The sequence below is a fragment of the Tunturiibacter gelidiferens genome (assembly GCF_014201335.1).
Lineage (GTDB): Bacteria > Acidobacteriota > Terriglobia > Terriglobales > Acidobacteriaceae > Edaphobacter > Edaphobacter lichenicola_E.
Window position 1 is genome coordinate 133,081 of record NZ_JACHEB010000014.1, and the last position, 26,551, is coordinate 159,631.

At 56.7% G+C, this 26,551-nt stretch carries 15 protein-coding genes; 8 read left to right on the top strand and 7 right to left on the bottom strand.

What is annotated here, in order from left to right; genetic code table 11:
* Window positions 1–31 precede the first annotated feature (31 nt).
* The gene (gene glgX, locus HDF14_RS23560; protein WP_183981204.1) at window positions 32–2,248 is read left to right on the top strand and encodes a glycogen debranching protein GlgX; all 2,217 of its coding nucleotides are present in this window, start codon (window positions 32–34) and stop codon (window positions 2,246–2,248) included.
* Here the strand turns inward: glgX and HDF14_RS23565 are convergent.
* The 4 genes from HDF14_RS23565 to HDF14_RS23580 form a co-directional block, all read right to left on the bottom strand.
* Window positions 2,169–5,954 carry an alpha-amylase family glycosyl hydrolase gene (locus HDF14_RS23565; protein ID WP_183981205.1) on the bottom strand — a complete coding sequence of 1,262 codons (3,786 nt, stop codon included), beginning with the start codon at window positions 5,952–5,954 and terminating at the stop codon, window positions 2,169–2,171. The genes glgX and HDF14_RS23565 overlap by 80 nt on opposite strands.
* Before the next feature lie 283 nt (window positions 5,955–6,237).
* A complete protein-coding gene (locus tag HDF14_RS23570) occupies window positions 6,238–7,119 on the bottom strand; it encodes a DNA-binding domain-containing protein (protein ID WP_183981206.1) in 882 nt (293 codons plus the stop codon).
* Window positions 7,116–8,003: a DUF692 domain-containing protein gene (locus HDF14_RS23575; protein WP_183981207.1), complete on the bottom strand. Its 888-nt coding sequence runs from the start codon at window positions 8,001–8,003 to the stop codon at window positions 7,116–7,118. The genes HDF14_RS23570 and HDF14_RS23575 overlap by 4 nt, the downstream gene beginning before the upstream one ends.
* A gap of 78 nt (window positions 8,004–8,081) precedes the next feature.
* A complete protein-coding gene (locus HDF14_RS23580; protein WP_183981208.1) occupies window positions 8,082–8,366 on the bottom strand; it encodes a hypothetical protein in 285 nt (94 codons plus the stop codon).
* Between the two features lie 334 nt (window positions 8,367–8,700).
* Between HDF14_RS23580 and HDF14_RS23585 the strand changes: the two genes are divergently transcribed.
* From HDF14_RS23585 to HDF14_RS23600, 4 genes are all read left to right on the top strand, one after another.
* Window positions 8,701–9,255, top strand: coding sequence for a peroxiredoxin family protein (locus tag HDF14_RS23585; protein WP_260698533.1), 555 nt, complete (start codon window positions 8,701–8,703; stop codon window positions 9,253–9,255).
* Between the two features lie 154 nt (window positions 9,256–9,409).
* Window positions 9,410–9,883, top strand: coding sequence for a DoxX family protein (locus HDF14_RS23590; RefSeq protein WP_183981209.1), 474 nt, complete (start codon window positions 9,410–9,412; stop codon window positions 9,881–9,883).
* Window positions 9,880–10,500 carry a sigma-70 family RNA polymerase sigma factor gene (locus HDF14_RS23595; RefSeq protein WP_183981210.1) on the top strand — a complete coding sequence of 207 codons (621 nt, stop codon included), beginning with the start codon at window positions 9,880–9,882 and terminating at the stop codon, window positions 10,498–10,500. Before HDF14_RS23590 ends, HDF14_RS23595 begins: the two co-directional genes overlap by 4 nt.
* A complete protein-coding gene (locus HDF14_RS23600; protein WP_183981211.1) occupies window positions 10,491–10,766 on the top strand; it encodes an anti-sigma factor family protein in 276 nt (91 codons plus the stop codon). The genes HDF14_RS23595 and HDF14_RS23600 overlap by 10 nt, the downstream gene beginning before the upstream one ends.
* Here the strand turns inward: HDF14_RS23600 and HDF14_RS23605 are convergent.
* Complete coding sequence (locus tag HDF14_RS23605; protein WP_260698534.1) at window positions 10,763–11,230, bottom strand: hypothetical protein; 468 nt, start codon at window positions 11,228–11,230, stop codon at window positions 10,763–10,765. The two genes, HDF14_RS23600 and HDF14_RS23605, sit on opposite strands and share 4 nt — an antisense overlap.
* Window positions 11,231–11,281: 51 nt before the next feature.
* Window positions 11,282–12,034 carry a 4'-phosphopantetheinyl transferase family protein gene (locus HDF14_RS23610; RefSeq protein ID WP_183981212.1) on the bottom strand — a complete coding sequence of 251 codons (753 nt, stop codon included), beginning with the start codon at window positions 12,032–12,034 and terminating at the stop codon, window positions 11,282–11,284.
* Between the two features lie 331 nt (window positions 12,035–12,365).
* On the opposite strand from HDF14_RS23610, the gene HDF14_RS23615 reads away from it, so the two are divergent.
* Genes HDF14_RS23615 through HDF14_RS23625 form a run of 3 tightly spaced genes read left to right on the top strand, consistent with a single transcriptional unit; the run spans window position 12,366 to window position 25,059 of the window.
* On the top strand, window positions 12,366–14,366 hold the full coding sequence (locus HDF14_RS23615) for an amino acid adenylation domain-containing protein (protein ID WP_183981213.1): 2,001 nt from the start codon (window positions 12,366–12,368) through the stop codon (window positions 14,364–14,366).
* Entirely contained in the window at window positions 14,363–22,447 is an 8,085-nt protein-coding gene (locus HDF14_RS23620; RefSeq protein ID WP_183981214.1) for a non-ribosomal peptide synthetase/type I polyketide synthase, read from the top strand. Before HDF14_RS23615 ends, HDF14_RS23620 begins: the two co-directional genes overlap by 4 nt.
* Entirely contained in the window at window positions 22,444–25,059 is a 2,616-nt protein-coding gene (locus HDF14_RS23625; protein ID WP_183981215.1) for a condensation domain-containing protein, read from the top strand. Before HDF14_RS23620 ends, HDF14_RS23625 begins: the two co-directional genes overlap by 4 nt.
* Here the strand turns inward: HDF14_RS23625 and HDF14_RS23630 are convergent.
* Window positions 25,031–26,506, bottom strand: coding sequence for an alpha/beta hydrolase family protein (locus tag HDF14_RS23630; protein WP_183981216.1), 1,476 nt, complete (start codon window positions 26,504–26,506; stop codon window positions 25,031–25,033). The genes HDF14_RS23625 and HDF14_RS23630 overlap by 29 nt on opposite strands.
* Window positions 26,507–26,551 lie beyond the last annotated feature (45 nt).

The following is a 26,551-nucleotide window of genomic DNA, read 5'->3' on the forward strand; positions in this document are numbered from 1 at the left end:
CGGCTCACTGCATCGAAGAGAGTAAGAGAATATGAATCGCACACTTTTACCAGGCAGGCCGTATCCTCTCGGCGCGACGGTGACGAGCAAAGGCACAAACTTCGCAATTTTTTCAGAGGGCGCGACGAAGGTTGAGCTTTGTTTCTTCGACATGGAAGGCAGACAGGTTGATTCTGTGTATCTGCGTGAGCGGACGGCCTATGTGTGGCATGGCCTTGTTCGCAATATCAAAGCTGGGCAGCTCTACGGCTATCGGATCGATGGGGCGTGGGAGCCGGAGAAGGGTCATCGCTTCAATGCACATAAGTTGCTGGTGGATCCATACGCGAAAGCACTGTGGGGAAATGTTGATTGGCAGAAGCCAATCTTTGGGCATGATGCGGCCTCCGGGGACGATCTGAAGATGGATGAGAACGATAGTGCGGATGGCGTGCCGAAGAGCGTTGTGGTCGACAGCCAGTTTGACTGGGGTGATGACCGTTGCCCCGAGACTCCACTGGCTGACTCTGTGATCTACGAGATGCATGTGAAGGGCTTCAGTATCCGGAATCCTGCGGTTCCGGAGGAGCTTCGTGGCACCTATGCGGGCCTCGCGTGTGAGACAAGCATCGATTATCTGAAGAAGCTTGGAGTGACTGCGGTTGAACTTATGCCGATTCATCACTTCATCGACGAGCGACGCCTTGTCGGCGACGGGTTGGTGAACTACTGGGGCTACAACACGCTGGGGTATTTTGCCCCGATGGCCCGTTACAGCTCCTGCGGAGATATCGGCGGCCAGGTGAATGAGTTCAAGCGAATGGTGAAGGCACTTCACGCGGCGGGAATCGAGGTCATCCTCGACGTGGTTTACAACCACACGTGTGAGGGCGATCAGCTTGGCCCGACGCTGTGCTGGAGAGGAGTTTGTAACACTACTTATTACAGAGTCAGAGAGGACAATCCTCGCTATTACGTCGACTACACAGGCACAGGCAATACGTTGAACGTGCGTCTTCCACAGGTGTTGAAGATGCTGATGGACTCGCTGCGCTACTGGGTTACCGAGATGCATGTCGATGGCTTTCGCTTTGATCTGGCCGCGACGCTTGCTCGGGAGCTTCATGATGTCAGCCGATTGTCGTCGTTCTTCGACACGATTCACCAGGACCCTACGCTTGCAGACGTGAAGCTGATCGCCGAGCCGTGGGATGTTGGTGAAGGGGGCTATCAGGTGGGGCAGTTTCCTGTTCTATGGGCGGAGTGGAATGGACAGTATCGCGACACTGTCCGGCGCTTTTGGAAGGGGGACGGGGGACAGTTGTCCGCTCTTGCAAATCGTCTGACGGGATCGAGCGATCTCTACCAAGACGACGGGCGCAAGCCTTATGCGAGCATCAATTTTGTCACGGCGCATGATGGCTTTACGCTGTGTGACCTGGTTAGCTACAACCAGAAGCACAATGAGGCCAACGGCGAAGACAACAGGGATGGCTCGGACAGCAACGATTCGTGGAACATGGGAGCAGAAGGGCCGACTGACGATGCAAAGATCAACCTTCTGCGAGAGAGACAGACGCGAAATTTTCTGACGACGCTGATGCTGTCCCAGGGAGTGCCGATGTTGAGTGGCGGCGATGAGATAGCGCGGTCTCAACGAGGCAATAACAACTGCTACTGCCAAGATAACGAGCTTACGTGGCACGACTGGAATCTGGATGAACCTCGTAAGCGAGTGCTGGATTTTACGAGTCAGTTGATTCACTTTCGCCTCGCTCATCCGAATCTGCACCGGCGGAAGTTTTTTCAGGATCGCGAGATTCGCAGGAAGGGTGAGGATATCGTGATCAAGGATGTTGCCTGGTTTAATACCGATGGCAAGCAGGTTTCGGACGAGGCCTGGAATACGGAGTGGAACCGCTCAGTGGCTGTTCTACTAAACGGCCGGACACTGCAGGTGACCGACGAGGAGGGCAGGCGTGTCATCGACGACAGCTTTTTTCTGGTCGTCAATGCGGCCGAGGGCGGAGTTGAGTATGTGCTGCCCGCGTCGCCTTCGGGAAAACCGTGGTGTCAGGTGATTGATACTGAGAACATCGAGAGTCCCTTTACTTGCGCGGAGATTGACGGAAAGATCATTGTTGGCGGCCGGGCATTGAAGCTGTTCAGCGATGGGGCAGTTTCATCGATCAGCGGGTCGTCGGAGTCGGCTTCTTCGGTTTTTTCGCCGCCGGCTTTGCCTTCGAAGCAGGGGTCGGTGCTGGTTTAGAATCGCTGGCGACTTGCGTCGCGGCCACTTTGAGTTGTTCGGGCTGGAGATAGAGATCCAGATTGTACCCGGCTGTCTGGGCTGATTTGCAGGATTCCAAGACGGCTGCTTCGAGCGTCTTGATCGAGTCGGGGCTGACCGGGGACTGCTGCGCGAGGTTGATGAGCGCGGGAAGCTGAAGCCAGCCTAATAGCTCTTCGAACCCCTCTTTGTTGAAGTAAGTGATGCCGGAGGACTCGTTGACTCCTGCGAGCCAGCGAACGTCTGGGTCGGACCAGAACTGTTCGGACCTGGTAGCTGTTGGAGACGTGTTGGTGTGAGCCAGGAGGATTCGTACGCGAGCAGCGGCACGCCAGGTGTTTTCTCCCTCCATTCCGATGGCCGTGAATGTCTCTGATAGTGCTGAGCGCAACTGGAGCTTGTCGAAGAGAGCTGCCTGATCGTCCTGACGCGGGAGGCTGTGGAGAGTGATCCAGGCCAGAACAGGCGCCCAGATTTGCTCTGTCGGAATGGCCGTTTTGGCGCCGGGGAGGAAACGGCTTGCGGCTGGCGGCAAGGTGATGGAAAGACTTTGAGTCATCGAGATGAGATGAAGGGCCGCCTTCGTCATGGACTCGCATAGGTCTTTGTAGGTTGGAGTTCGAATCGGCTCGATGGAGGTGTTCGATTGTGTCGTGTCTTCTTCTGCAGGTAGATTCTGGAGCACCTTTTCGAAGAAGCGTTGACTGGATTTCACGAATGGCTGCAGTCGAGGATGGAGTGGGAGTTGTTCAGAAGGAGCGATGGTGGCCTCTCCTGCGGCGGTTGGCTGGGGCGCCTTTGTTATGGGGGCTGTCGTTGCAGGCTTGTCGTTGCTGTTCGACGCGGCGACTTTTGTTGTGGTGGACGCGGCTCCTTTGTTTGCAAGCTCAGAGGCTACACTTGTGAATGCACGAATGTGATTCTCGCTGAGAGCCTGGCGGAAAGCTTCATGCAGGGGGCGCAGGCGAAGTTTGGAGAGCGCCTCTTCTACGCTGTAGACGCCGGCTCCGTTGAGTGCGTCGAAGAGCTGATCCCAGGGTTGATCGACGGTGGCTCGAAGTTCTCGCCAGTTGAGCAGGACTGCATATTGGTAGCCGCGCAGGTCGATGGAGAGGCCAGTGTGGTGGAGATCGGTGCTGCGGCAGAGATACTCGAGACCGTGTGCGGTATCGCGGTAGGCGAAGAAGGTGAAGTAGTTGTAGGGGAGATCGAGTCCTTCGGCGAGACTTCTCTGGCGGAGGTGGCCGGTTGCTTTGTCGATGGAGGCCGCGGAGAAGTGAATGGTGCCGTGTGTGCTGCCGTAGCTGTTGTTGTAAAGGATGATCGCGCGCTCGCCGTGGGCGCGATTGGAATAGGCGAAGACATTTTCGTCGACGCTGCCGAAGTCGGTCCAGAAGTCGTAGAGGACGAAGTTAGTGCTTTCGGCGAAGAGACGGCGGTTTTTGAGGAGAGGTGCGATCTCGTGTTGGTGGCGGGCGACGAGATTTTCGTTGGGCCACTCTTCCATTTTGGCTTGCTTGAACTCCATGCCGTAACGCTCGGTGTAGCCTTCGATCTGACCGTGTCCGAACATGGGCAGGCCTGGGAGCGTGGCCAGCAGAGTGCAGACGCCGAAGTATTTGTCTCCGGTGCCGAACTGGTCGATGGCGGTGCGCTCGTCGGGATTGCTCATGAAGCTGACATAGCGCTTGAGGATGTCGGGGTCGAACTCGATGGTCTTTTTTAAGTAGGAACGGTATTTGGCGTTCTCTTCGTCGCGCAGCATGTTCATGAAGGCGCTGTTGTAGACGCGATGCATGCCGAGGGTGCGGACGAAGTAGCCTTCGAGGAGCCAGAAAGCTTCGGCGAGGAGGAGGGTGCCGGGGACTTCGGCGGCGACACGGTCGACTACCTCGCGCCAGAACTCGTGGGGCATGAGTGCGTCGAACTCTTCTTGGGGCATGGCGTTTTCGGCGCGCGAGGGGATGGAGCCGCCGGTGCCGGGAAGAGGGAACCACAGGCGCTGGACGTGGCGTTTGGCGAGGACCATGGCGGCGTCGAAGCGAATGATGGGGAAGAGGCGGGCGACGTGGAGGATGACCTGGATGACGTGCTCGCGGACGGCTGCTTTGGAGTAGTCGAGCTGCGCGGTGTCGTTCCAGGCGAACGTGGTGCCGTCGTTGCCGTGGTACATGTAGCGGGTGGCTCCGTCGCGATGGTGGCGGAGGCGGAAGACGACGGCGGCGTCGGATTGGTCGTAGTAGTGGTCTTCGATTTTGATCTCGACGCGGCTGTCGGTAGAGAGATCGGGGCCTTCGAAGCGATAGACGGGGAAGGGACTCTCCCAGCGGTAGAGGAACCAGTCGGGATTTTCGATGACCCAGTTGGAGTCGATTCCCATGTGGTTGGGGACCATGTCGCTGGCGAGGCGGATGCCTGCGCGGGCGGCGCGGTCGCGGAGGTTTTCGTAGGCGTAGTTGCCGCCTAGGTCTTCGGCGATTTGATACTCCTTGAGGGAGTAGGCGGAGGCTACGGCGTCGTGGTGGCCGCGCAGGCGCTTGATGGTGCGGGAGGCGACGCTGCGCTCCCATAGGCCGATGAGCCATAGGCCGGTGATGCCGCGGTCGGCGAGGAGGTGCAACTCTTCGTCGGGGATCTGGTCGAGACGGTGGATGTGGCGGAGATGTTTTTTGGAGAGCTGCTCGAGCCAGACATAGGTGCTCTTGGCCATGAGGACGACGGTGGGCATCCAGGCCTGGTCGGCGCTGAAGGCTTCGTATTCGTTGAGGGGTGCCTGATAGTCGTGGCCGTAGCGGCGTTGCCTAGTGCCGTCGGGGCCGGTGATGTACTGGTCTTCGAAGCCGATGTACTCGTCGCCGACGAAGCCTTCGCCTCCGCGACCGGGTGCACCGTGGCGGAACTGGTCTGGGCCGGGTGGATGGAAGCGAAGCCAGATGGCGAGATCCTCTTCGCGGAGGACATCGATGGCTAGGAGGACGCGACGGAGATCGTCGCCAAGGTATTTGGGCCAGTGCTCGCGGATGTAGTCGAGCTGGCCGGTGAGGGAATCGGGTGATGCGAGCAGGGGAGCGCGGAGAGCGTCGAGGAGGGTTCCGACTTCGGGGGCGATGGGCGGGCGGGTGACGAAGTAGTCGGGGAAGGCAGCGGTGACGGTTTGATAGATTGTCTGCTGCTTGAGCGGGGTGTCTTCGAAGAGCTCGCGGAAGGGGGAGAAGGCGGGGTTGATGTTGGCGAGCCAGAGCAGAAGGAGTTCTTCGAGGGCGGCTTCGCGGTTTGGCTGGCCGTCGGTCGTGCCGTTGAGCCATTCGGCGGCGGTGAGTTCGCCGCGATGGACGGATACGTTGGGAAACTGCTCGGTGAATTTGAGGAGGAGGCGCTGGATGTCTTCGGGTTTTGCGTGGCCGGTGAACCAGCGTACCGCGTCGGCGAAGACTTTTGGATCGATCTCCTTGCGATAACGGGCGATCATCGCATGATTCAGTTCGTCGATGAGGCCCATGGCGAAAAGTGCGCCAGCGTTGACGACTCCCGGCTGGCCAGACTGCTGTTTGCGCAGATCTTCGAGCTGTTTGGCCAGATTTCGGCTTGCAGCGACGTTGCCGAAGACGATGTTGCCTGTGTAGCTGAAGAGCAGATCGTCAAGGTCCAGTTTTTTTCGCAGATCGCCGGAGATATGGAATTCCATGCAGGGTTCCTCGTGCAGGTGGTGCCTTGGTCGCGAACCAATCCTAATGGATTAGTTTTGTGGTGTTTAGAGTCGGCGGCCGCAAAGATTGGCCTACATCGTCGGAAGCCAACTGCGACGAAATGGATGCCTCGTGAACCGCTTGGAATAAGGATGACAGCCTTCGGCGCGTGTCGCAACCGGCACACTTCGCCGGCACAGGATTCAGTGTCCACGATGATACGCGCTGGACATGTCAGCTTGAAGAACACCTGTCAAAGCTGGAAGGAATTTGGGGGTGGAGTCAGCTTTCCTGCAGCTTGCAGAACCAGCCCAGCTCCGCGGCGTGCGCGAAGTACTCCTGAATCTTCGCTGCCTGATCTTCGGGGGAGAGGGCGCTTCCGGTGAAAGCGATTTCTAGTGCTTCGCCGAGGAGAGCACCGCCCTGAAGGGCAGAGAGGAGGCGGAAGGCTTCCTGGTCTATTCGCCGGTAGTAGACGGAGTTGTCGTAGCGATGGACTGCGAGGTGGATCTGAGAGCGGCGCATTGCGGGAAGGCTGATTCGCTTGGGCTGTTTGCGCTCGGTGACGGCGTTGCTCATGATGTCGCTGGGTGCGGTCTGGCGGTGCACGGCGAGGACGAGTTCGTCGACGGGGTAGCGGAGGTCGAGCAGTTGCAAGTGAGGTTGCAGGTGGAGTTTCGACGCCCCACCGAGGTCGCCGAAGTCGGCGGCAGTGAGGGGCGGCAGGTCGGCTCCGTCGAAGGCCTCGACGTAAGCCCATTCGAGGCGGGCGACGTCGAGGAGGAGTTTGTGGCGGCGGGGAGACAACTCGGGGTGCGCTTCGAGCCACTTTGGCAGCTTTGAGCCGAGATTGCGAAGGGTGAATGAGGTGGATGGGTTTTCGCGAAGATAGGCGAGAACCATAGCGTCAAACTTCTTCGCTCCGAGGACGGCGCCGACGGCGGGAAAGTCTTCCGAGACTGCTCCGATGACGCGGAACCAATATTGCCGGTTGTAGATTTCGAGGCGGTCGAAGGAGGAGAGGCGGTCGTTGGGCTTGATGTAGCTGTTGGCGAGTTCCTGGGTCGAGCGCCCATCTGACGCTTTCAACTGCATTTGAAAGTCGGGCGTGAGGGGGCGCGTCACGTCTTCGGCCATGCGACGTTGCAATTCGAGGAGGTTCACTGGTGGACAACCTCTCTCAGGTCCGCTGCTGTCTCGTTCAAGGGAAGCGGTTCAGCCGGCGTGAGATATTGCGTCGCTTTGAGGGCTTCTGAGTGAACTTCGTCGAAGGAGGGGATGTTGTCGTCCCATTCGAGGAGGGTTGCAGTAGGGCCGACGCGTTCGATGGCTCGGGCGTAGAGGTGCCAGACGGGATCGAGTACGGGGTGGTCGTGGGTGTCGAGGATGTACTTCTCGAACTTCGAGTGGCCAGCGATGTGAATTTGCGCGACGCGCTCGGCGGGAACGCTGTTGACGTAGTCGAAGGGGTTGAAGCCGTGATTCTGGGACGAGACGTAAATATTGTTGACGTCGAGCAGGATGCCGCAGTCGGCGGCTTCAACGACTTCATTGAGGAATTCCCACTCGGTCATCTGAGACTCGTGGAATTCGGCGTAGCTGCTGACGTTCTCGACCGCGATGGGGATCTCGAGGTAGTCCTGGACCTCGCGAATGCGGGCCGCTGTAGCCTTCACGGCTTCGAAGGTGTACGGCATGGGGAGGAGATCGTGGGTGTAACGGCCGTCGACGCTGCCCCAGCAGAGATGGTCGGAGAGCCATGGGGTTTTGGTGCGACGTGTGAGGGTCTTGAGACGCTTGAGATGTTCGCGGTCTGCGGGCTGGACGGAGCCAAAGTACATCGACACGCCGTGCTGGACGACGCGGTAACGTTCGAGGATCTGGTCGAGGACTTTGAGCGCGCGGCCGCCGTCAACCATGTAGTTCTCGGAGATGATTTCGAACCAGTCAACGACGGGTTTTTCGGCGAAGATGTGGTCGTAGTGTGGAACGCGAAGGCCGATCCCTACGCCGTAGTCGCTGAATCCGTTGAAGCGGTTGGCTGGCATGACTCCCCTTTTGTTAAAAGATGAAGACAACCTGGAGGCCTGGAAAGAGAAGACCAAGCCTCCAGACAGGGGAGGTGTTTAGGCGAGCGAGGGCTTGGAGCCGTCGGTGGCGCATCCGCCCTTGCCCTTGCAGTCATTCTTGCCGGGGTGCTTGCCGCCGCCCTGGCCTTTACAGTCGTTCTTGCCCTTACAGGAGTGCTTCGGAACATCCGGCTTGTCCTGGGCGATGAGAACGCCAGCGTGGGCCGTGGTGGTGGGGGTATTGTTGGCCGGCGCGGTCTGGGCGTTCATGCGGACAGCGGTACCGCCCAACAGACCTGCAAACGCAGCGGCCAGAGCGAGAGATTGTGCTGAATTCTTCATTGAGATGAGCCTTTCCTGGTTGAGCCGCACGCGAAAGAACGTGCCGGACGTGGATGATAACTACACAAATCGTAGTAATTGGTTAACGGCGAGGGCCCTGGGTTCGGATTCAATTCGCGGCAAAGATGATTCGCCGGATTTTCCTTGCCGCTCCATTCGACTTCGCCAAGACACAAAGGTTACAGGGAGGTGGAACATCGGAAGCCTATCACTGTCTGTAACCTTTTGGCACGGAGCTACTCAAACCGGAAACGTTGTTCAAATTTGAACAGTACGCGCTGGACCTTGACGTGTTGACTGGGGTTGAAGAGTGATCGCAAGGAAATTATGGGTGTTGGGTTTAGGGATTCTGATGATTGGTTTTTCGTCGTCAGTGACGGCGGAGGTGCCCGAAATTGGACACAAGGCGCAGCAGTTCAGACTATCGACGCCGGATGGTCACCCTTTGAGTCTGTCGGAATTTACTGCGAAGGGAACAGTGGTGTTGGTGGTGCTTCGGGGGTTTCCTGGCTACCAGTGCCCGTACTGCCAGAAGCAGGTGCACGACTTTCTGGTAAACGGCGATAAGTTTGCGGCGGCTGGGGCGGAGGTGCTTCTGGTCTATCCTGGCCCGCCTGCCGATCTCGATCAGCGTGCGAAGGAGTTTCTCGTGAAGGAGAATCCGTTGCCGGCCAATGTTCACCTCGTCATCGATCCCGACTACGCATTTACGAATCGTTATGGGCTGCGCTGGGACGCGCCGCATGAGACTGCCTATCCTTCAACCTTCCTGATCGACGGCCAGGGCAAGGTTTTCTTTAGGAAGGTCAGCCACGAGCATGGCGATCGAACGACGGCGGAAGATGTTCTTGGTGAGCTTGAGCGCGACAAGGCTGCTCATTCGCATTAGTTCAATGTGGCGAGCGGTGTAACCAATTCCGTCGCCGCCATTCTAAGTATGTGCAGGTCCCACAGGCTTCTGGCCGAGTCTGCGTCAGTTCGGGGCCTGCGTAAAGACTGCATCGACTGAGTGCGTACACTCATTGGACCGGAGAGAAATTGTGATGAAAAAACTGCTTGAACTGTATGAACGATTCGCGGTGCTGGTTTCTTATCTCCAGTCTCCGTTTCTTCTGGTGGTGCGGCTCTACTGGGGATGGCAGCTTATGCAGAGTGGCTGGGGGAAGCTGCATCATCTGGATAAGGTGACCGACTACTTTACGAGCCTGAATCTTCCGGCTCCCGGTGTGACGGCTCATTTCGTCTCGGGATTGGAGTTCTTTGGCGGACTGTTGCTGATTCTGGGGCTTGGCTCGCGACTGATTGGACTGATCCTTTCGGTGAATATGCTGGTGGCATATTGGACTGCAGATCGAGATGCACTCTTTGCCGTGTTCTCTGATCCAGGTAAGTTCTACAACGCCGATCCGTACACGTTCCTGTTTGCGTCGGCGATGGTTCTGGTGTTCGGCGCAGGGTTGTTCTCCGTCGATGCGTTGTTGAGGAGGCGTTATCGAGGGTGGATCGAGAAGCAATGAACGCAAGCGTCGAGAACAGGAATGAAGCTCAAATGATTGCCTCCATACTTGCGGGTAATACGCATGAGTTTCATAGGCTGATCCAGCCATACGAGCGGAGCGTTTATAGCATGGCGTTGTCGATGCTCCAAAACGAGGCGGATGCAGAGGATGCCGCGCAGGAGGCGTTTCTCAAGGCGTTCCGCAATCTCGACAAGTTCCGGGGCGAGGCGAAGTTCAGCACGTGGCTGATCAGCATTACGTTGAACGAGGCACGGAGCCGGCTACGGCACAAGAAGACTGCGAAGACAGAGTCACTGGATGAGCTAACGGAGGGCGGCCACGTGTCGCCGGCATTGCTGCGAGACTGGCGGGAGATTCCCTCCGAGGCTCTGGAGCGGCAGGAGGTCCGTCTATTGTTGCAGGACGCAATTACCGATCTGCCAACCATCTATCGCGAAGTCTTTGTGCTGCGCGATATGGAGGATTTGAGTGTCAACCAATCGGCAGAGGCGCTTGGCATCACCGTCGCGGCGACAAAGGTTCGGTTGCATCGGGCGCGGCTGATGTTGCAGAAGCGACTGGCACCGGAGTTGAAACGCGTGATGCCGAAGCGGAGGTGGTTCCCATGGTTCTAGAGTGCAAACATGTGTGGGAGCACATCTCCGGCTACCTTGATGGGAATCTGGATGCGGCGGTATTGGAAGAGGTGCAGAAGCATCTTGAGCACTGCGAGATTTGCTCTGCGATTCTGGATTCGACTCGGAATATTTTGATTCTGACGGCTGATGAGCGTGTCTTCGAACTTCCGCTGGGTTTTAGCGAGCGGCTGCATGCGAGGCTGGAGACGGAGATGCGGGGTTTTACGTACGGGCCGTCCGGATCGGAAGAGGGCGATACCTAGGGGACGCGGTGAATCATGGAGTGGGTGATCCACTCGGCGGCCACAAGGATGAGGGTGAGGATGGCGAGCGCGATCTGGAGGAACTCCGAACGTCGTTGGGAGGCGGTGGCGGGCTGGGTGCGCCATTGCGAGGATGGCCGGGCGCGCAGTGAGCGAATCCGCCAGAGGACGTAGAGATTGATGAGGGAGCCGAGGGTCGCGGCGATCATCATGGGGATTCGGATTGCGTCCTGATGAAAGCCGACGGCGGGAGCGTGGACGCCGAAGGTCGCGACTGCCAGAGCACTGAGTCCAATGGCGACACGAACCCCGCTGAGGGCGATGACGGCGGTGCAGGCGCTTTGCAGAATGATGAAGACGAAGCTGGTGGCGGTGAGGAACCAGGTTCGTCTGTTGTCCGGAACGGTGGTCGCGGGGTGCGTCGAAATCGGAGAGCTTGTCGGGGAGCTTGTTTGAAGGGCCATCTGTTCCTCAACTTATAGACGTATCAGGACGCCTGTTGAAGGCAAGATGAGTCACCAGAGAAGATTTAAAGGGAAGATCAACTGCTTGATGGGATAGTCGGGGGATTCGAGTGCGATGGCTGCGGCTGCCTCGATGCCCACGGTCAAGTCGCTGACGAAGAACAGCTTTCCTTGATCGTCTTTCGATTCGCGCATACGGATGGGGTGTTGATGGAGTGACTCGAACGATACGTCGAAGGACGCGAGCGAAGCGATGAGTCCACGGCCGTCTGCTTTGAGAACTGCTTCCTTGCGAGTCCAGTAGCGGTAAAAGGTCCTGTGGCGGGTTTCGGCGTCGGCGATCGCTTCCAGAGAGCTGGTTTCGGTTTCTGTGAAGTTGTGTTTGGCGACGTCCATGATGTCAGTCGGCCGGTCGAAGTACTCTACGTCAACACCGACGGGGCCGTTACGACTCAGTGCGATGAGGATTGTGTCCTTGGAATGGGCTACGTTGAAGGCGATGCTGTGTCCGTTGAGGTTTGGGGACTCAGGTTTTCCGTGAACTCCGGTCGTGATCGTAATGGAACGGGGGTCGAGTCCTGAAAGGTTCCCGAGAAGGGTTCTCAGGCACGCTCGTCCGACGGAGAAGTGATCCCGGGCCTGCGCCAGTCTGTAACGGCTTGCATGGAGCTGTTCGGAGGGGGTGAGAAGCGTGGTGAAACGGTCGCGTAGGCCCGCGCTGTCGGCCAGATCGATGCGCCAGAGTTGAACTTCGCCAGCTTCGAGTGGTGGGGGGGGATCGATCGGTTTCCAGTCACTCAGCATAAAAGATACCGGGCCTAGTCCAGCGTATTGCAATCATAGTCAGTTGTCTGGGTACTTTAGTTCTCCGGCTGCCTGGAACCTGATGAATCCTGGAAAATCTACAACTTTCAGGTGTTTCCGAGCGCGACAGTCGTAGTCGATTTTTGAAAATAATGCGTACAATTAGGCAACACGAAAGAGTTGACTTCGAGTGCATCGGACAGTACCTTTCGCTGCACTTGCATCTTTATAGGTATTGAGCGGTTTCGGCCAACCAGGGATACTATAGCGAACGCTGGTAGAACACTCTGAGTCAACTCGTTCGGCTGGTTTTTGATCTGGGTGGGCCCCGATGGAGAACGATGATGTTAAGAATTCGACCACTGAGGGCGAGCGACTGATCGATCTTCCCGAGGCTCTAGACGATCCCGGGAAGGACGGATTCGCCGGGATGGCTCTCGACACGATCGTGAGTGCCTTTGAGCGAGTGGCTGCGGCAAAATCGGACCAGATTGCAATCGTATGTGGTGAGATTCGCTGGACTTACGGTGAGCTGAACGCAAAGTCGAACCAACTTGCCGGGCGGTTACGGGAGCATGGGGTTCGAACGGACACCTTTGTTGCGATCTATCTGGACCGCTCGCCCGAGATGTTGGCGGGGATACTTGGCATCCTGAAGGCCGGCGGCGCCTACCTTCCTATCGATTATGGGTATCCGACGACCAGAGTGTTGGAGATGCTGGAGGATGCGAAGCCGGTGGCTATATTGACGGCCGCAACTCCGGCACCTGAGTTATCTGAGAAGTTTTCCGCGTTGTCTGTCTCGGTCGTGGAGATGGACAGCCTCGATGCGCTAGCGGCAACTCCGGGACTAAAGGATTCACCGCCTGAATGCGCTAGCGAGGATTTGGCGTACCTGATGTACACTTCTGGCTCAACCGGGAAGCCAAAAGGTGTGATGGTGACGCACAGGAACGTGCTTCGTCTTTTGGGGCAGACGGAGGCGTGGTTTCATTTTGGGGTGGACGACGTCTGGACGATGTTTCATTCCCTCGCATTTGATTTTTCCGTGTGGGAGATATGGGGACCTCTGCTGACAGGAGGAAGGCTCGTGATTGTGCCTTTCGCTGTGAGCCGTTCGCCGCGGGAGTTTTATGAGCTTCTCTCGAGGGAGCGGGTAACGGTGCTTAATCAGACTCCGTCCGCGTTCTTCATGTTGATCCAGGTGGAGCAGGATAGTACGCCTCTGCCGCTATCGCTGCGGTTGGTGATCTTTGGGGGAGAGGCTTTGCAGTATCGCAAGCTCGCTCCGTGGTTCCAGCGTCACGGAGACACGGCTCCGCAGTTGGTGAACATGTATGGGATTACGGAGACGACTGTGCATGTGACGTATCGCCCTATTGTTGCGGCGGAGGCGGAGTCGGTTCAGGAGAGCCTGATCGGGGTGCCTATTCCCGATATGCAGCTTTACCTGCTGGATGACGCGAAGAAGCCGGTGCAAGAGGGCGAGGTGGGTGAGCTTTACGTGGGCGGCGGTGGAGTGGCACGCGGTTATCTGAATCGTCCGCAGTTGAATGCAGAGCGCTTTATTCCCGATCATTTTGCGGGGGCGGCTGGCGCCAGGCTTTATCGCACCGGTGATCTTGCGCGGGTTCGGCCCGATGGTGAGGTTGTGTATCTGGGCCGCAACGATAGCCAGGTGAAGATAAACGGCTTTCGCATCGAACTGGGAGAGGTTGAGGCGGCACTGGCCGAGGTTCCGGGAGTGCAGCAATCTTGCGTGGTGGCGCATACGGATAAAACTGGAACGCAGCGGCTGGCCGCTTATTTTGTTGCGAGCCCGGGCGTTGAATTGTCCGCGCGGACTCTTGGGGAGTTTTTTGTGGCACGGATGCCTGCGCATATGAGGCCTTCGTCCTACACGCCTCTGAAGAGACTTCCGCTCACGGTGAACGGCAAACTGGACGCAGCAGCTCTGCCTGCTCCATCGATTGGCTCCGGCAACGTTGCCCCGACGGATTCCGCACCACAGTCGCTGTCTGAAGCAGAGGAGCAGGTGTCGCGAGTGTTTATGGATGTTCTCGATCTGCGGACGATTGGCCCGGATGACAACTTCTTCGATTGCGGTGGAACGTCCCTGCTGCTGATCAGCGCTCATCTTCGATTGCAGGCGCACTTCGAGAGGCTGTTTCCCGTGACGTTGATGTTTGAGTGCCCGACGGTCCGGTCGCTGGCGAAGCGTCTTTCAGCCAATGGGCCCTCGGCGTCGGAGAAAAATGCAGTTCAGCAACAGGCACAGAAGGCGAGAGGCGCGTTCGCGCGAGCTCGGGCAACGAAGGGTGTGGCTTCATGAATGAGCTAAACGATCAAACTCGGGTAACAGACCAAAACGGAGGCGAAGAGCAGCTGTTGGATTGCGTTGCCATTATCGGCATGTCGGGAAGGTTTCCCGGAGCTGCGGATGTGGAGGCGTTCTGGCAAAATATTGCCGCGGGGAAGGTCACGATCTCTCACTTCTCTGCGTCCGAGCTGGAAGCAAGAAATAGTGCGGGGCTTGAGAGCGGCCCTGACTATGTGGCTGCGCGGGGAGTGCTTGAGGATCCCGGCATGTTCGATGCGGAGTTTTTTGGGATCTCGCCGCGTGATGCGGAGAGCATGGATCCGCAACATCGGATCTTTCTCGAGACGTGTTGGAATACATTGGAAGACGCGGGCTACGATCAATCGACCTATGCGGGACAGATTGGACTATTTGGTGGATGCAGTCTCAATACGTATCTGCTGGCGAACTTGTGCCATGATCGAGCGTTTATCGATGAAGTGACCGGCAACTATCAGGTAGGCGAATTCCGGTCGTTTATGGGGAATGACAAAGACTTCCTGACGACTCGCGTTGCCTACAAATTGAACCTGCGCGGGCCATGTATCAGTGTGGCTTCGGCGTGTGCGACGTCGCTGGTGGCGATCGCTCAGGCGAGTCAAAGCCTGTTGAACTACCAGTGCGACATGGCGTTGGCTGGTGGCGTTTCGGTGACGTTTCCGCAGAAGCGCGGACATATGTACTCGGAAGGAAGTATTGGATCGAAGGATGGTTTTTGTCGGCCCTTCGACGCAGCCGCGACCGGAACGGTATTTAGCCACGGTGCGGGAGTGGTATTGCTGAAGCGGTTGGAGGATGCCATCGCGGATCGTGACCATATTACGGCCGTGATTCGTGGGTTTGGAGTGAATAACGACGGGTCGATGAAGGCCGGATACATGGCTCCGGGGGTGGATGGCCAGTCGGGCGTGATTGCTGCTGCGCAGGCGATGGCCGGAGTAGATGCGGGTTCGATCACTTACATCGAAGCTCACGGAACTGCTACGCCGCTGGGCGATCCGATTGAAGTCGCCGCACTGACGAAGGCGTTTCGGCTGAGCACAGATGCGTCAGGATTCTGCGCGATTGGGACGGCGAAGGCGAACGTTGGGCATCTGGATGCAGCTGCGGGCGTGGCGGGAGTGATTAAGACGGCGCTCTCGCTGAGCAAGGCAACGTTGCCTCCTCTGGCAAAATTTGAGAGTCCAAATCCAAATATTGATTTCGAAAACTCGCCTTTCTATGTCAATCGTGAGCTGAGCCCCTGGCGGTCTGACGGGCCACGACGAGCCGGCGTGAGTGCATTCGGCGTCGGTGGTGTGAATGCTCATGTTGTGTTGGAGGAGGCTCCTGCGACGGCATCCCCGATCCCTTCCTTGCGTTCGGCACAACTGCTTTGCGTTTCGGCGAGATCGCAGACTGCGTTGCAGGTTGCTGCGGAGAATCTCGCTCGATATATCAAAGCGCATCCAGAAGTTCCGCTCGAAGATGTTGCATATACGCTCGCAGTTGGAAGAAAGGCATTTGATCACCGAGCGGCGTTTGTCTGCTCAGACGGCGAAGATGCCGTTGCGAAGCTTTGGTCACCGAGTTCGCCGGCGAATCGAGTGGTGCCCGCAAAAAGGCCAGAGGTTGCGTTTCTTTTTCCGGGTCAAGGGGCGCAGTTCGCGGGAATGGGTAGCTCGTTATACAAGAGCGAACCGCTGTATCGCCGCGAGGTAGACGAGTGCGCTGAGATTCTGCGGCCTATGCTTGGCCTCGACTTGCGGGAGATTCTTTTTCCGGCGGATGTTTCTTCGCAGGAAGCTGCAGAACGGATTCAACAGACCCAGTTTGCGCAGACAGGAATTTTCGTAACAGAGTTCGCGATTGCGAGGCTCTGGCAGTCGTGGGGGATTGAGCCGCGAACATCTGCGGGCCATAGTATCGGTGAATATGTGGCGGCTGTACTTGCAGGCGTCATGAGCCGTGAGGATGCTCTGAAGCTGGTGAGTATTCGCGGACGGATGATGCAGGAGATGCCACGCGGAGGCATGGTGGGAGTGCGGCTGAGCGAGCCGGAACTTCAGCCGTATCTCTCTGCGGACATCTCGATTGCTGCTCTGAACGCTCCGAAGTTGAGTGTTCTTGCTGGTCCGCTTGAGGCTGTCGAAGAGGTTGAGAAGAGGCTTACCTCGGATGGAGCGCTCTTTCGCAGGTTGCGTACCTCGCATGCATTTCATTCGTCCATGATGGACCCGATGCTGGCGGGGTTTGAGGCGGAAGTTGCCAAGATCACGCTACATCAGCCTGCTCGTCCGTATGTTTCGAGCTTTACCGGTACGTGGATTGATCCGGAGCAGGCGACGAGCCCTCGGTTTTGGGCGGACCAGGTTCGCAACCCGGTTCGATTTGCCGATGCATTGAAGACCCTGATGTCAACTCCGCAGATATTGCTGGAGGTTGGACCTGGGAACACTCTTGGGACACTTGCGCGACAACAGCCGAATAGCAGCGCGGCCGTAATAGTCTCTTCGCTTTCGCAGAGGGATGAAAAATCTCCTGTTGAGACAGGCTCGATCCAAGAGGCGCTTGGGCAACTTTGGGTTGCAGGAGCGACGCCAGATTGGACGAAGGTCTACGGCCAAGAGAAGCGAAGACGGGTCTCTCTGCCGACCTATCCATTTGAGCGGAAGTTGTACTGGGTTGATCCGCCAGCTTACACGGCAAACTCGAATGAACTACCAATTTTTGTTGAAGCAGAGAAGCTCGATGCACAACGCGCAGGTGAAGCTGTCCCCGACGCGAGTGAACCGTTGAAAGAGGAACCGATGCAAGAACGCAAGCTGCGGCTGCAGCCTATTGTTTCAGAGGTCTTTACCCAACTGAGCGGGATCGAAGTGACACCCGATCAGGTCGAGCATCAGTTTTTGGAACTTGGGCTCGATTCGCTATTTCTCACGCAAGCTACCCAGGGTATTCAAAAGAAGTTCGGCGTGAAGCTGACCTTCCGTCAGATTATGGAGCAGTACTCAACGATTGCGAGTCTTGCCGGTTATCTTGACAGCGTGCTTCCACCCGATGCGTTTCCGGCTGCAGCGCAGGTGCAAGCTGCTCCAGCGCAGGCGTCGACATCTTCGGTGGGCGTTTCCGCTCCGGCTACGAACTTCGCGAACTCCGGCCCGTCGATGCCGGCCGGGTCTGCAGCTGAGCGGCTCTTCAGCGAGCAGATGGCGATGATGTCGAAGGTCTTCGAACAGCAGATGGCGGCGTTGCGTGCGACGTCTGGATTGCCTGCAATGTCTGTTCCGACGCCATCTGCGATACCAGCGCCGGCACCCGTGTCCACTGCCGCGTCGACGTCCGTTGCGCCATCATCGACAGGCGAAGCGGCGGAGGTCAAGCATGGCTCTTACAGACCATTGCAGCCGCGAGTTCAACAGGATCTGGATAGCGATCAACAAGAATATCTCGATGCACTCCTAGCGAAGTACCAGAAGAAGACGCCGGGGTCGAAGCGTTTGACGGCCAAGGCACGGGTTCATCTTGCAGATCCGCGTGCGGTTGCTGGGTTCCGACCGCAGTGGAAGGAGATGGTTTACCCGCTTGTTACTGAGCGCGCCAAAGGATCGAGAATTTGGGATGTCGATGGCAACGAATATATCGACATCGTGAATGGATACGGTGCGATCATGTTCGGCCACTCTCCACAGTTCGTGCTGGACGCCGTGCATCAGCAAATTGAAGAAGGGGTTGCGATTGGACCACAGTCTCCGCTAGCCGGTGAGGTCGCGGCGCAGATTTGTGAACTGACGGGAAACGATCGTGTGACGTTTTGCAACACGGGATCCGAGGCTGTGATGGCTGCCATTCGCGTAGCTCGCACGGTTACGGGACGTGATCGTATTGTCTATTTCGCCGGGGATTATCATGGAACCTTTGATGAAGTTCTCGTTCGCAACACACCACGAGGAACAGTGCCACTGGCGCCGGGAATTCCGCTGGCGAACACAGGAAACGTGGTTGTGCTTGAGTACGGGGCAGACGCGTCGCTTGATTACATTCGCAAAAATGCTTCTGACATCGCTGCGGTTTTGATTGAACCGGTGCAGACCCGCAACCCTGGCTTGCAGCCCATTGCGTTCATCAAAACTGTGAGGGAGGTTACTGAGCAGGCCGAGATTGCTCTTATCATCGACGAAGTTGTCACTGGCTTCAGACTTGCTCCTGGTGGTGTGCAGGAGGTGTTTGGGGTTCGCGCTGACCTTGCTACGTATGGCAAGGTGATCGGGGGCGGGTATCCGATCGGCGTGCTCTCGGGCAAGTCGCAGTATATGGATGCGCTTGATGGCGGGGCTTGGCAGTATGGCGATGCGTCGATTCCAGAGGTTGGGGTAACCTTCTTTGCCGGGACCTTCGTGCGGCATCCGCAGGCGCTCGCGGCGGCTCGTGCCGTGCTCAATCATTTGAAGGCCGCCGGACCGCAGCTTCAGCTTGACCTGAATCGAAAGACCGCCGAGCTAGCGACGAGGCTCGATAATTTCTTTGTTGAACGCGGTGTCCCAAGCCGCATTCATCACTTCGCCTCGTGGTTTTACTTCACCTTCCATGGCGATGCCCGGTTGGGTAGTCTGCTGTACTACGCGATGCGTGAGAAGGGAGTGCATATTCAGGAGGGGTATCCCTGCTTCCTCACGACAGCGCACTCGGACGAAGACCTGGAGAGGGTTGAAGCCGTGTTCCGCGAGACGGTAGAGGAGATGCAGCGGAGCAATGCTCTGCCCAGTCATGGGGAACAACATGTTCCAACCGCAACGGCGCACGTGGTTGCTATGCACCCAGCCGCTCTGAAAGAGACTCCGGAGCAGGTTCCAATTACAGAGGCTCAGCGAGAGATTTACTTCGCCGCGGCTCTTGGCGATGAGATGAACTGCGCTTTCAACGAATCGGTGACGCTTCGTTTGCGTGGCAACGTTGATGAAAAGGAGCTGCAGCGCGCGATCGAATCGGGCTTTGCGCGGCACGATGCATTGCGGAGCAGAATCAGCGAGGATGGTGAGGCGATCCTGATTGCGCCGGCTTTTGCGGGCGAGGTGAAACACGTCGATCTCCTTGCGGCTTTCGCAACGGCCGAATCTCGCGAGCAGGCGTTGCAGGAAGCGATTGACCGTGAAGGGAAGACGCCATTTTCACTTACAGAAGGACCGCTTGCGCGTGCCACGATCTTCAGGATTGCTACGGATGAGGCGGTGTTGCTGTTTACCGGGCATCATATTGTTCTCGATGGCTGGTCGGTAAACCAACTCTTCGAAGAGATCAGTAAGTTCTACAACGCGAAGAAAAGTGCGCCTGAATTGCTTCCTCTTCTTCCCTTCAGCAGTTATGCGATTGAGGAGCAGACCCGTCACAAGGCGGGTGAGTTCGCAGACAACGAAGCGTACTGGGTCAATAAGTTTTCCGGTCTTGCGCCGGTACTCGATCTGCCGACAGATAGACCTCGCCCGATGAATAAGACCTATGACGGGGCTACTCTGAAAGGAAGTCTCGGGACTGCACTTTATACAGATCTGAAGGGCGCAAGCGCGCAGCTGGGCTGTACCCTTTATGTCACGTTGCTTTCGGGTTTTCAGCTTCTACTGCATCGATTGACTCGTCAGCAGGAGGTCGTTGTTGGGATTTCGACTGCCGGGCAGGCTCTGTTTCAGAACGCGAGCCTTGTTGGGCATTGCGTTCACTTTTTGCCGATGCTCAGCCGGTTGACTGAGGAAGAGACTGTCAAAGGCCATCTTGCTGCGACTCGCAATGTGCTCTTCGATGCCTTCGACCATCAGGAATTTACTTACGGCAGTCTTCTCCAAAAACTTTCGATTCCGAGAGATGCGGGACGGCTTCCGCTGATCGAAGTTCAATTCAATCTTGAGAAGATTGGGGCTCGCATTGGCTTTGACGGTCTGTCGACGGTGATCAAGGCGAATCCGAAGCAGTTCGTAAATACGGATATGTTTCTGAACGTAATCGAGACGGAAGACGATCTGAAGTTCGATTGCGACTACAACACTGACCTTTTTGACGAAGAGACCGTTCGTCGCTGGATGCATCAATATGCCAATCTGCTGAACAGTGTCGTACGAGATGCGACGGTGCGGGTGGATGAGCTTGAGCTGTTGGACAAGGAGGACCGGCTGGAGATAGTAGAGGGCTGGAACCGGACTGAGGTGAAGTTCGATCGCGAGTTTATTCCGATCCACCGGCAGGCGGAGTTGCGAGCCAGGGAGCAAGCTGATGAAGTCGTTGTCGAATGCGGCGCGAAGAGATGGACGGGAAGGGAACTGAATCAGTATGCGAATCGTGTTGCTCACAGATTGCAACGCGAGGGTCTGAAGGCAGGAGACCTGGTCGGGCTATGCGTGGAACGATCGGTGGAGATGCTGGGGGCGTTGCTTGGCGTGCTGAAGGCCGGAGGCGTTTATGTGCCGCTGGATCAGAGGCATCCGAAAGAGCGGCTGGAGATGGTGCTCGACGATGCTGGCGCAGCTCTGCTGGTCGTGGGTAGTTCGTTCGCATCGGCGCAGCCCGCATTTCGAACGGCTGCAAAGATCGTTGCGTTGGACGTAAAGATAACGGAGGAGAGCGACTCGTCGCCGCAGGTGTCGACTGCCGCGGATTCGTTGGCGTATGTGATTTACACCTCAGGCACGACGGGAAGGCCCAAAGGCGTAGCGATTGAGCACAGCGCATTGATGAATCTGTTGCGCTCGATGGAACGCGAGCCTGGGTTGAGCCGAACGGATGTTCTGGTGGCGGTGACGACTCTTGCCTTCGACATTGCGGGATTGGAGCTGCTGTTGCCGTTGTTGACGGGAGCGCGGCTGGTGATTGCGAACGAAGAGCAGGTTGCGGATGGCTACCTCTTATTGCAGTTGGTGCAGAGTAGTAAAGCGACCGTGCTGCAGGCTACTCCCGGCACATGGAGAATGCTGATCGACGCGGGCTGGAGCCGCGAGTTGCCGTTGAAGGTGTTGTGCGGCGGTGAAGCGCTGCCTCGAGATTTGGCGGATCAACTGGTTGAGCGAAGCGAGCAGGTGTGGAACGTCTATGGACCGACTGAAACGACGATCTGGTCGTCTGCCACACGCGTTACCGCTGGTACCGGGCCGCTACTGATAGGGCCGCCAATTGCGAATACTCAGTTTTATGTGCTTGATCATCGTCTGCAGCCCGTGCCTGTTGGAGTTGTGGGGGAGCTTTACATCGGAGGTGTGGGGCTGGCGCGTGGATATTGGAAGCGCCCTGACCTAACGGCCGAACGCTTTCTGCCTAACCCATTTGCGCAGGGCCGTATGTATAAGACGGGGGATCTTGGCCGCTGGCATGTTGATGACGAAGGACAAGGAAGAGTCGAGTTGCTCGGCCGCACAGACTTCCAAGTGAAGATCCGCGGCTATCGAATTGAGTTGGGGGAGATTGAGGTAGCTCTGAACAGGCACCCTGCGGTCCGCGAGGCTGTGGTAGTCGCTCATACGAGCAAGAGTGCGGGGACGTCGATTACTCGGCTGGTGGCTTATGTCGACGCGGGCAACTCCGCAGAGCACGCCTCCGCCCTTGCAGCAGATCTGCTCACGATGCTGGCTGGCTCGCTGCCCGAGTACATGATTCCTGCTACGATTCTGCCGCTGCCACAACTTCCCCGATCTCCGAATGGAAAGATAGACCGCAAGAGTCTGCCGGATGCAGAGAGCTTTCTCAAGGCAGGTCTTCACTTCGCGCAACGACCGTTTGCTGCTCCCACAACGCCGGAACAAAAAAAGCTTGCTGAGATATGGGCCGAGGTGTTGATGCTCGACCGCGTTAGTATCACAGATAGTATCTTTGAGTTGGGTGCGGACTCTTTGCTTATCTTCCGAATTGCCGCACGCTCTCAGAAGGAAGGGTTGAACGTAACGGCAGCGCAGATATTCAAGCATCGGACGATTTCGGCGTTGTCCGATGGATTGGGACAACAAGCAGTGACAAATTCAAGCACGATTAAGGTAGCGCCGCGTATTGCTGTCGCTCCACGAAAGAGCTATCGCGGTGAAGGCGGGACGCGCGGATGAAGCAACAATCTCAATCTGCGACGGGGGTCACTACGAACACTCCAGAGGAAATCCCCGTCGTAAGCTCGATGGGGCCGGCGGCGGATGAAGTGTACGTGATGCCCGCAACCCAGGGGCAGATTCGCTTCTGGTCATTAGACCAGATGCATCCTGGGAACCCCGCGCTCAATATGCCGCTGATGTGGCAGTGCCGGGGCGAATTGAATGTAGATTTGCTGGCGATGGCCTTCACGCTGGCAGTGCGCCGGCACGAGATGCTGCGAACGACCTTTGCGATGGTAGATGGAAGACTTTCTCAAATCATCGGGGGACCTTACAGTGTTGCGCTCCCTATTAAAGACCTGCAGCACATACCTGATGCAGCTAACTCACGGGAAACGGGGAAACTAATTCGCGAACATGCGGCCTATCGCATGGATCTGCATAGTGGGCCGCTTCTCGTACTTAAACTGCTGAAGTTTGCTCCACAGCATCATCTGTTGTTGGTTACGATGCACCACATTATCTGCGATGGCATCTCTCTCGGCATCCTTCTCCGCGATATTGCGGTCTTCTATGAAGCGCTGGTGGAAGAGAAGGAAGCTGTTCTGCCGGAGTTGCCCATCCAGTTTGCTGATTTTGCTGTGTGGCAAGAGGAGTGGCGAAAGAGCGAGGCAGCAGAAACATCGCTCAACTTCTGGCGCAAGACTCTCGGGACAAACTTTGGGCGTACCGAGCTCCCGCATGATGCAACTCCTGAGGGAGTGCGAGATACTCTGACAGACTCCGAGTCAGGAGACATCGAGACGTTTCTTGTCTCCCCTGAGCTCACCTCACGAGCTCATGAATTTTGCAAAAATCAAAATGTGACGCTGAATATTCTGTTGTTCAGCATATTCTGCGCACTTCTTCACCGGGTAACCGGCCAGCGAGACATTGTCGTTGGATCTCCATGCGCAAACAGGAACGAGGACACGGAAGAGCTGATCGGTCTCTTCATGAATATCCAAGTGCTTCGTGTCGTGATCGAGCCCCAAGAGACCTTTCGATCGTTGCTGACGAAAGTGCAGGACTGGACTCTTGGCGCCTACGAAAATCAGGAGCTCCCATTCGAGGAGCTGATTTACGATTCGCATTTTTCTTACAACAACACTTCGTTCGAAATTCCGATCTTCTTTCTCTACCAGAAGTCTTTCATGGTGATCCAGCGCGTTGCCGGGCTTGAGATTACGCCGCTACGATCGATGAGCCCGGGAGCTGTCTTCGAGTGGATGTTTGCCATCGTCGACCGGCCGGAGGAAGGGCCGCGGCTGCAACTTGAATACAACCCAAACTACTTTCGTCCGACGACCATTCAACGTTATTTGTCGAGTTTCATCGCATTGCTGGAATCTGCCGTCCTGGAATCCTCAGTCGAGTTGCAGAGTATGGCTCCGTCAGACGATTTTCTTCCTGCGACACTTCCTGACATCGGAAGCCGAATTGTAACTCGCAGAAATGCGCCGCCATTTCAAGAAAAGCCATTCGATGGTGGCGCCGAAATCATGGAGAAATTGGAGGATCAAGTCGCGACCATCAGCGATCCGATCGAGGTTCAGCTCGTCGAGCTTTGGCGCTCAATGCTGGGAGTCGAAGACATCTCTGCGGATACTAACGTATTTTCGCTTGGAGTCAGTTCACTTTCTATCTTGCGGCTTGTAACCAGGATGAACAGCCTGTATTCCATGGGGTTTGGCCTTGCCAGCCTTATCTCTGCTCCTACTATCAAGATGGTCGCGGAGCTGGTTCGCAAACGCTATGCGCCGAACACGGTGACTTCGCTTGTACCGATCCAACCCGTGGGCACGAAGCGCCCTCTTTACATAGTTCATGGTGCGGGAGGAAATGTAGTTAATTTCTACGGCCTCACAACAAGAATTGGCGCGGATCAACCAGTTTACGGAGTGCAGGCACAGGCGCTTGAGGTGGATCAGCCAGCGCTACTCCGCATGGAGGATATGGCCGCACACTACCTGACGGAGATCCGACGAGTTCAGCCAAAAGGACCTTATCACTTGCTCGGCTATTCCTTTGGTGGAGTTGTGGTCCTTGAGATGGCCCACCAATTACTCGCCGCGGGCGAAACGGTTGGCCTGTTGGGCATGCTGGACACGAGAGCCAGGGACTACATTGAAAGCACGGCTCCCCAAGTATCCTCTGTCGATGGGCGTACCCAGGCTGGCGGGCTAGCCGGATTTTTTCGCAGCTTCGTTGGTCATGGGAGCGCAAAAGGATGGTGGAAGTTTTTTCTCAATGACCTTCAGGAACGTAGAGTGCGTTACACGATTACGATCGCTGCACGAACGTTCTCTACGTTGCCACCCTTCCTGAAAAATACGCACGAGATCAACTCTGTGGCTGCGCGAAACTATAAGGTTAAACCGCTCTCGGGCAGGCTGACTCTTTTCCGAGCCGCGAATCAGGCGGATAGTAGTATTCCTTCCGATAATGGCTGGTCACCGATCTTCAACGAGGGAGTCGAAGTTCACGAAATCCCAGGGGATCATTGGCAGGTTTTATCGGGGCCGGGGATTGATGTACTCGCGAAGTCGATCCACGGATGCCTCAGTCGATTTGATGAATCGACGGGGTAGCGCTTTTTGTCGGCGCTATTGACGTTGATTCTGGTTTTGATTCTGGGTTCCAGTGTTCTATCTGGACCTCTCGAAATGAACTGGGCGTTCCCGGCTGCAGCAAGGAGGGGTTTGCGCCTCGAATTGTCTGATCGAAAAATGCAAGGACATATGCGCGAACGATCGTTTGTATCCGCGCCGGCGAAATATGACCAGGACGCGTCCATCCGCGCCACGGGCTGACGAGCGGATGATCTGTGAAGTCCATGTGTGAGGTATTGCTGATGGACACCTTGTATCCACCAAACTGTCTGAGACTTGCATCGACCTCGTTGCGATCGGTTGTATCCAGTTCAGCCTCGGCTCCCACAGCGTTTGAATCCTGCTGCCCAGCGCTACTGGTTATTCCATATAGAAACATCGCGGGCTGGTTTGCCGCACGCAGCCGGATATCTCCGAATGTCCAGCCATCCATATTCAGTGCAGATTGAATTCGAGGGTCTACGGAGCACAACTGCACGGCGGCTGCACCACCGAAGGAATGGCCGAGAGCGCCGGCTCGTCGGGTATCGAGTCGCCCATGCCATGGACTTTTTTCGTCGAGATCGTCGCTTTGCAGTGTGTTCAGGACAAAGATCTCGTCTGCTACCCATGTACTGAGCTCTCTATTCCAAACTGCTGTGATCTCGCTTGCCGAATGCAGGTCCGGGTCGATTGCGTCGCCACCGCCGATGTCGTCGATGACACGATCTCCAGGTAGCACGACACGACTTGCGTTGTAGGTGTGGTCAATCGAAGCGACGACATAACCATGGCTCGCGAGATCCTCGGTAAGGAACGTATCCTGGGTGCGCCTTCCTCCCCATGCGTGGTTGAAGAGCAGGACTGGAAATGGGCCGCCCTGAGTTGCCACGGGAGCCTCCTCTCTGGAGTTTGTCCAGAGGACGCTGCGATAGGACGTAGCTGGAATTGTCTCTGACAATCTCTCGTAGGCGGCGAGATGATTGTTCGAGGGATCAGCCGGATACCATATCTGTACCATGAGTTCCCTGGGTGTTCCGGGCTTCTCTGCTTTGTCCTCGGTGCGACTGGAATCCTTTAGATAAACGATTCGGGTTCCTACCGGGTAGTTTCCCGTTGGTTTGGGCAGAGAGAACATGGGCACGATCAGGAGCATTCCAAACGTAGCGATTGAAAGGACCGCCACGGCGACGGTGACTGGTTTTCTCATCGCGGCATAGCGCGAAGTTCGACGAGACGCAGGTATCAGTTGCCAGGCTACTAGCAAGATGAGTCCTGCCAGGACAGGGAACATCTGCCAGTGGGTTCCCTCATGAATGACGTGCCAGAAGGCGACCAGGACTGCGAGAACTGTAAGAGGTCTCGACCAACCGGGGAACGATTTGGTCATCTGTGCGATTGCGGCTGCAAGCAGGATCACAATCAAAATAACTTCGAATAATCTCATAGCATTTCGAGAACGCTCATCTGGCGACACGATGGAGCGGCTCAG

Coding starts and splice junctions, on each gene's coding strand:
- HDF14_RS23565 (WP_183981205.1), bottom strand. CDS start 5,954: ATGGAATTCCATATCTCCGGCGATCTGCGAAAAAAACTGGACCTTGAC.
- HDF14_RS23610 (WP_183981212.1), bottom strand. CDS start 12,034: ATGCTGAGTGACTGGAAACCGATCGATCCCCCCCCACCACTCGAAGCT.
- glgX (WP_183981204.1), top strand. CDS start 32: ATGAATCGCACACTTTTACCAGGCAGGCCGTATCCTCTCGGCGCGACG.
- HDF14_RS23595 (WP_183981210.1), top strand. CDS start 9,880: ATGAACGCAAGCGTCGAGAACAGGAATGAAGCTCAAATGATTGCCTCC.
- HDF14_RS23625 (WP_183981215.1), top strand. CDS start 22,444: ATGAAGCAACAATCTCAATCTGCGACGGGGGTCACTACGAACACTCCA.
- HDF14_RS23615 (WP_183981213.1), top strand. CDS start 12,366: ATGGAGAACGATGATGTTAAGAATTCGACCACTGAGGGCGAGCGACTG.
- HDF14_RS23605 (WP_260698534.1), bottom strand. CDS start 11,230: ATGGCCCTTCAAACAAGCTCCCCGACAAGCTCTCCGATTTCGACGCAC.
- HDF14_RS23630 (WP_183981216.1), bottom strand. CDS start 26,506: ATGAGATTATTCGAAGTTATTTTGATTGTGATCCTGCTTGCAGCCGCA.
- HDF14_RS23580 (WP_183981208.1), bottom strand. CDS start 8,366: ATGAAGAATTCAGCACAATCTCTCGCTCTGGCCGCTGCGTTTGCAGGT.
- HDF14_RS23575 (WP_183981207.1), bottom strand. CDS start 8,003: ATGCCAGCCAACCGCTTCAACGGATTCAGCGACTACGGCGTAGGGATC.
- HDF14_RS23590 (WP_183981209.1), top strand. CDS start 9,410: ATGAAAAAACTGCTTGAACTGTATGAACGATTCGCGGTGCTGGTTTCT.
- HDF14_RS23620 (WP_183981214.1), top strand. CDS start 14,363: ATGAATGAGCTAAACGATCAAACTCGGGTAACAGACCAAAACGGAGGC.
- HDF14_RS23600 (WP_183981211.1), top strand. CDS start 10,491: ATGGTTCTAGAGTGCAAACATGTGTGGGAGCACATCTCCGGCTACCTT.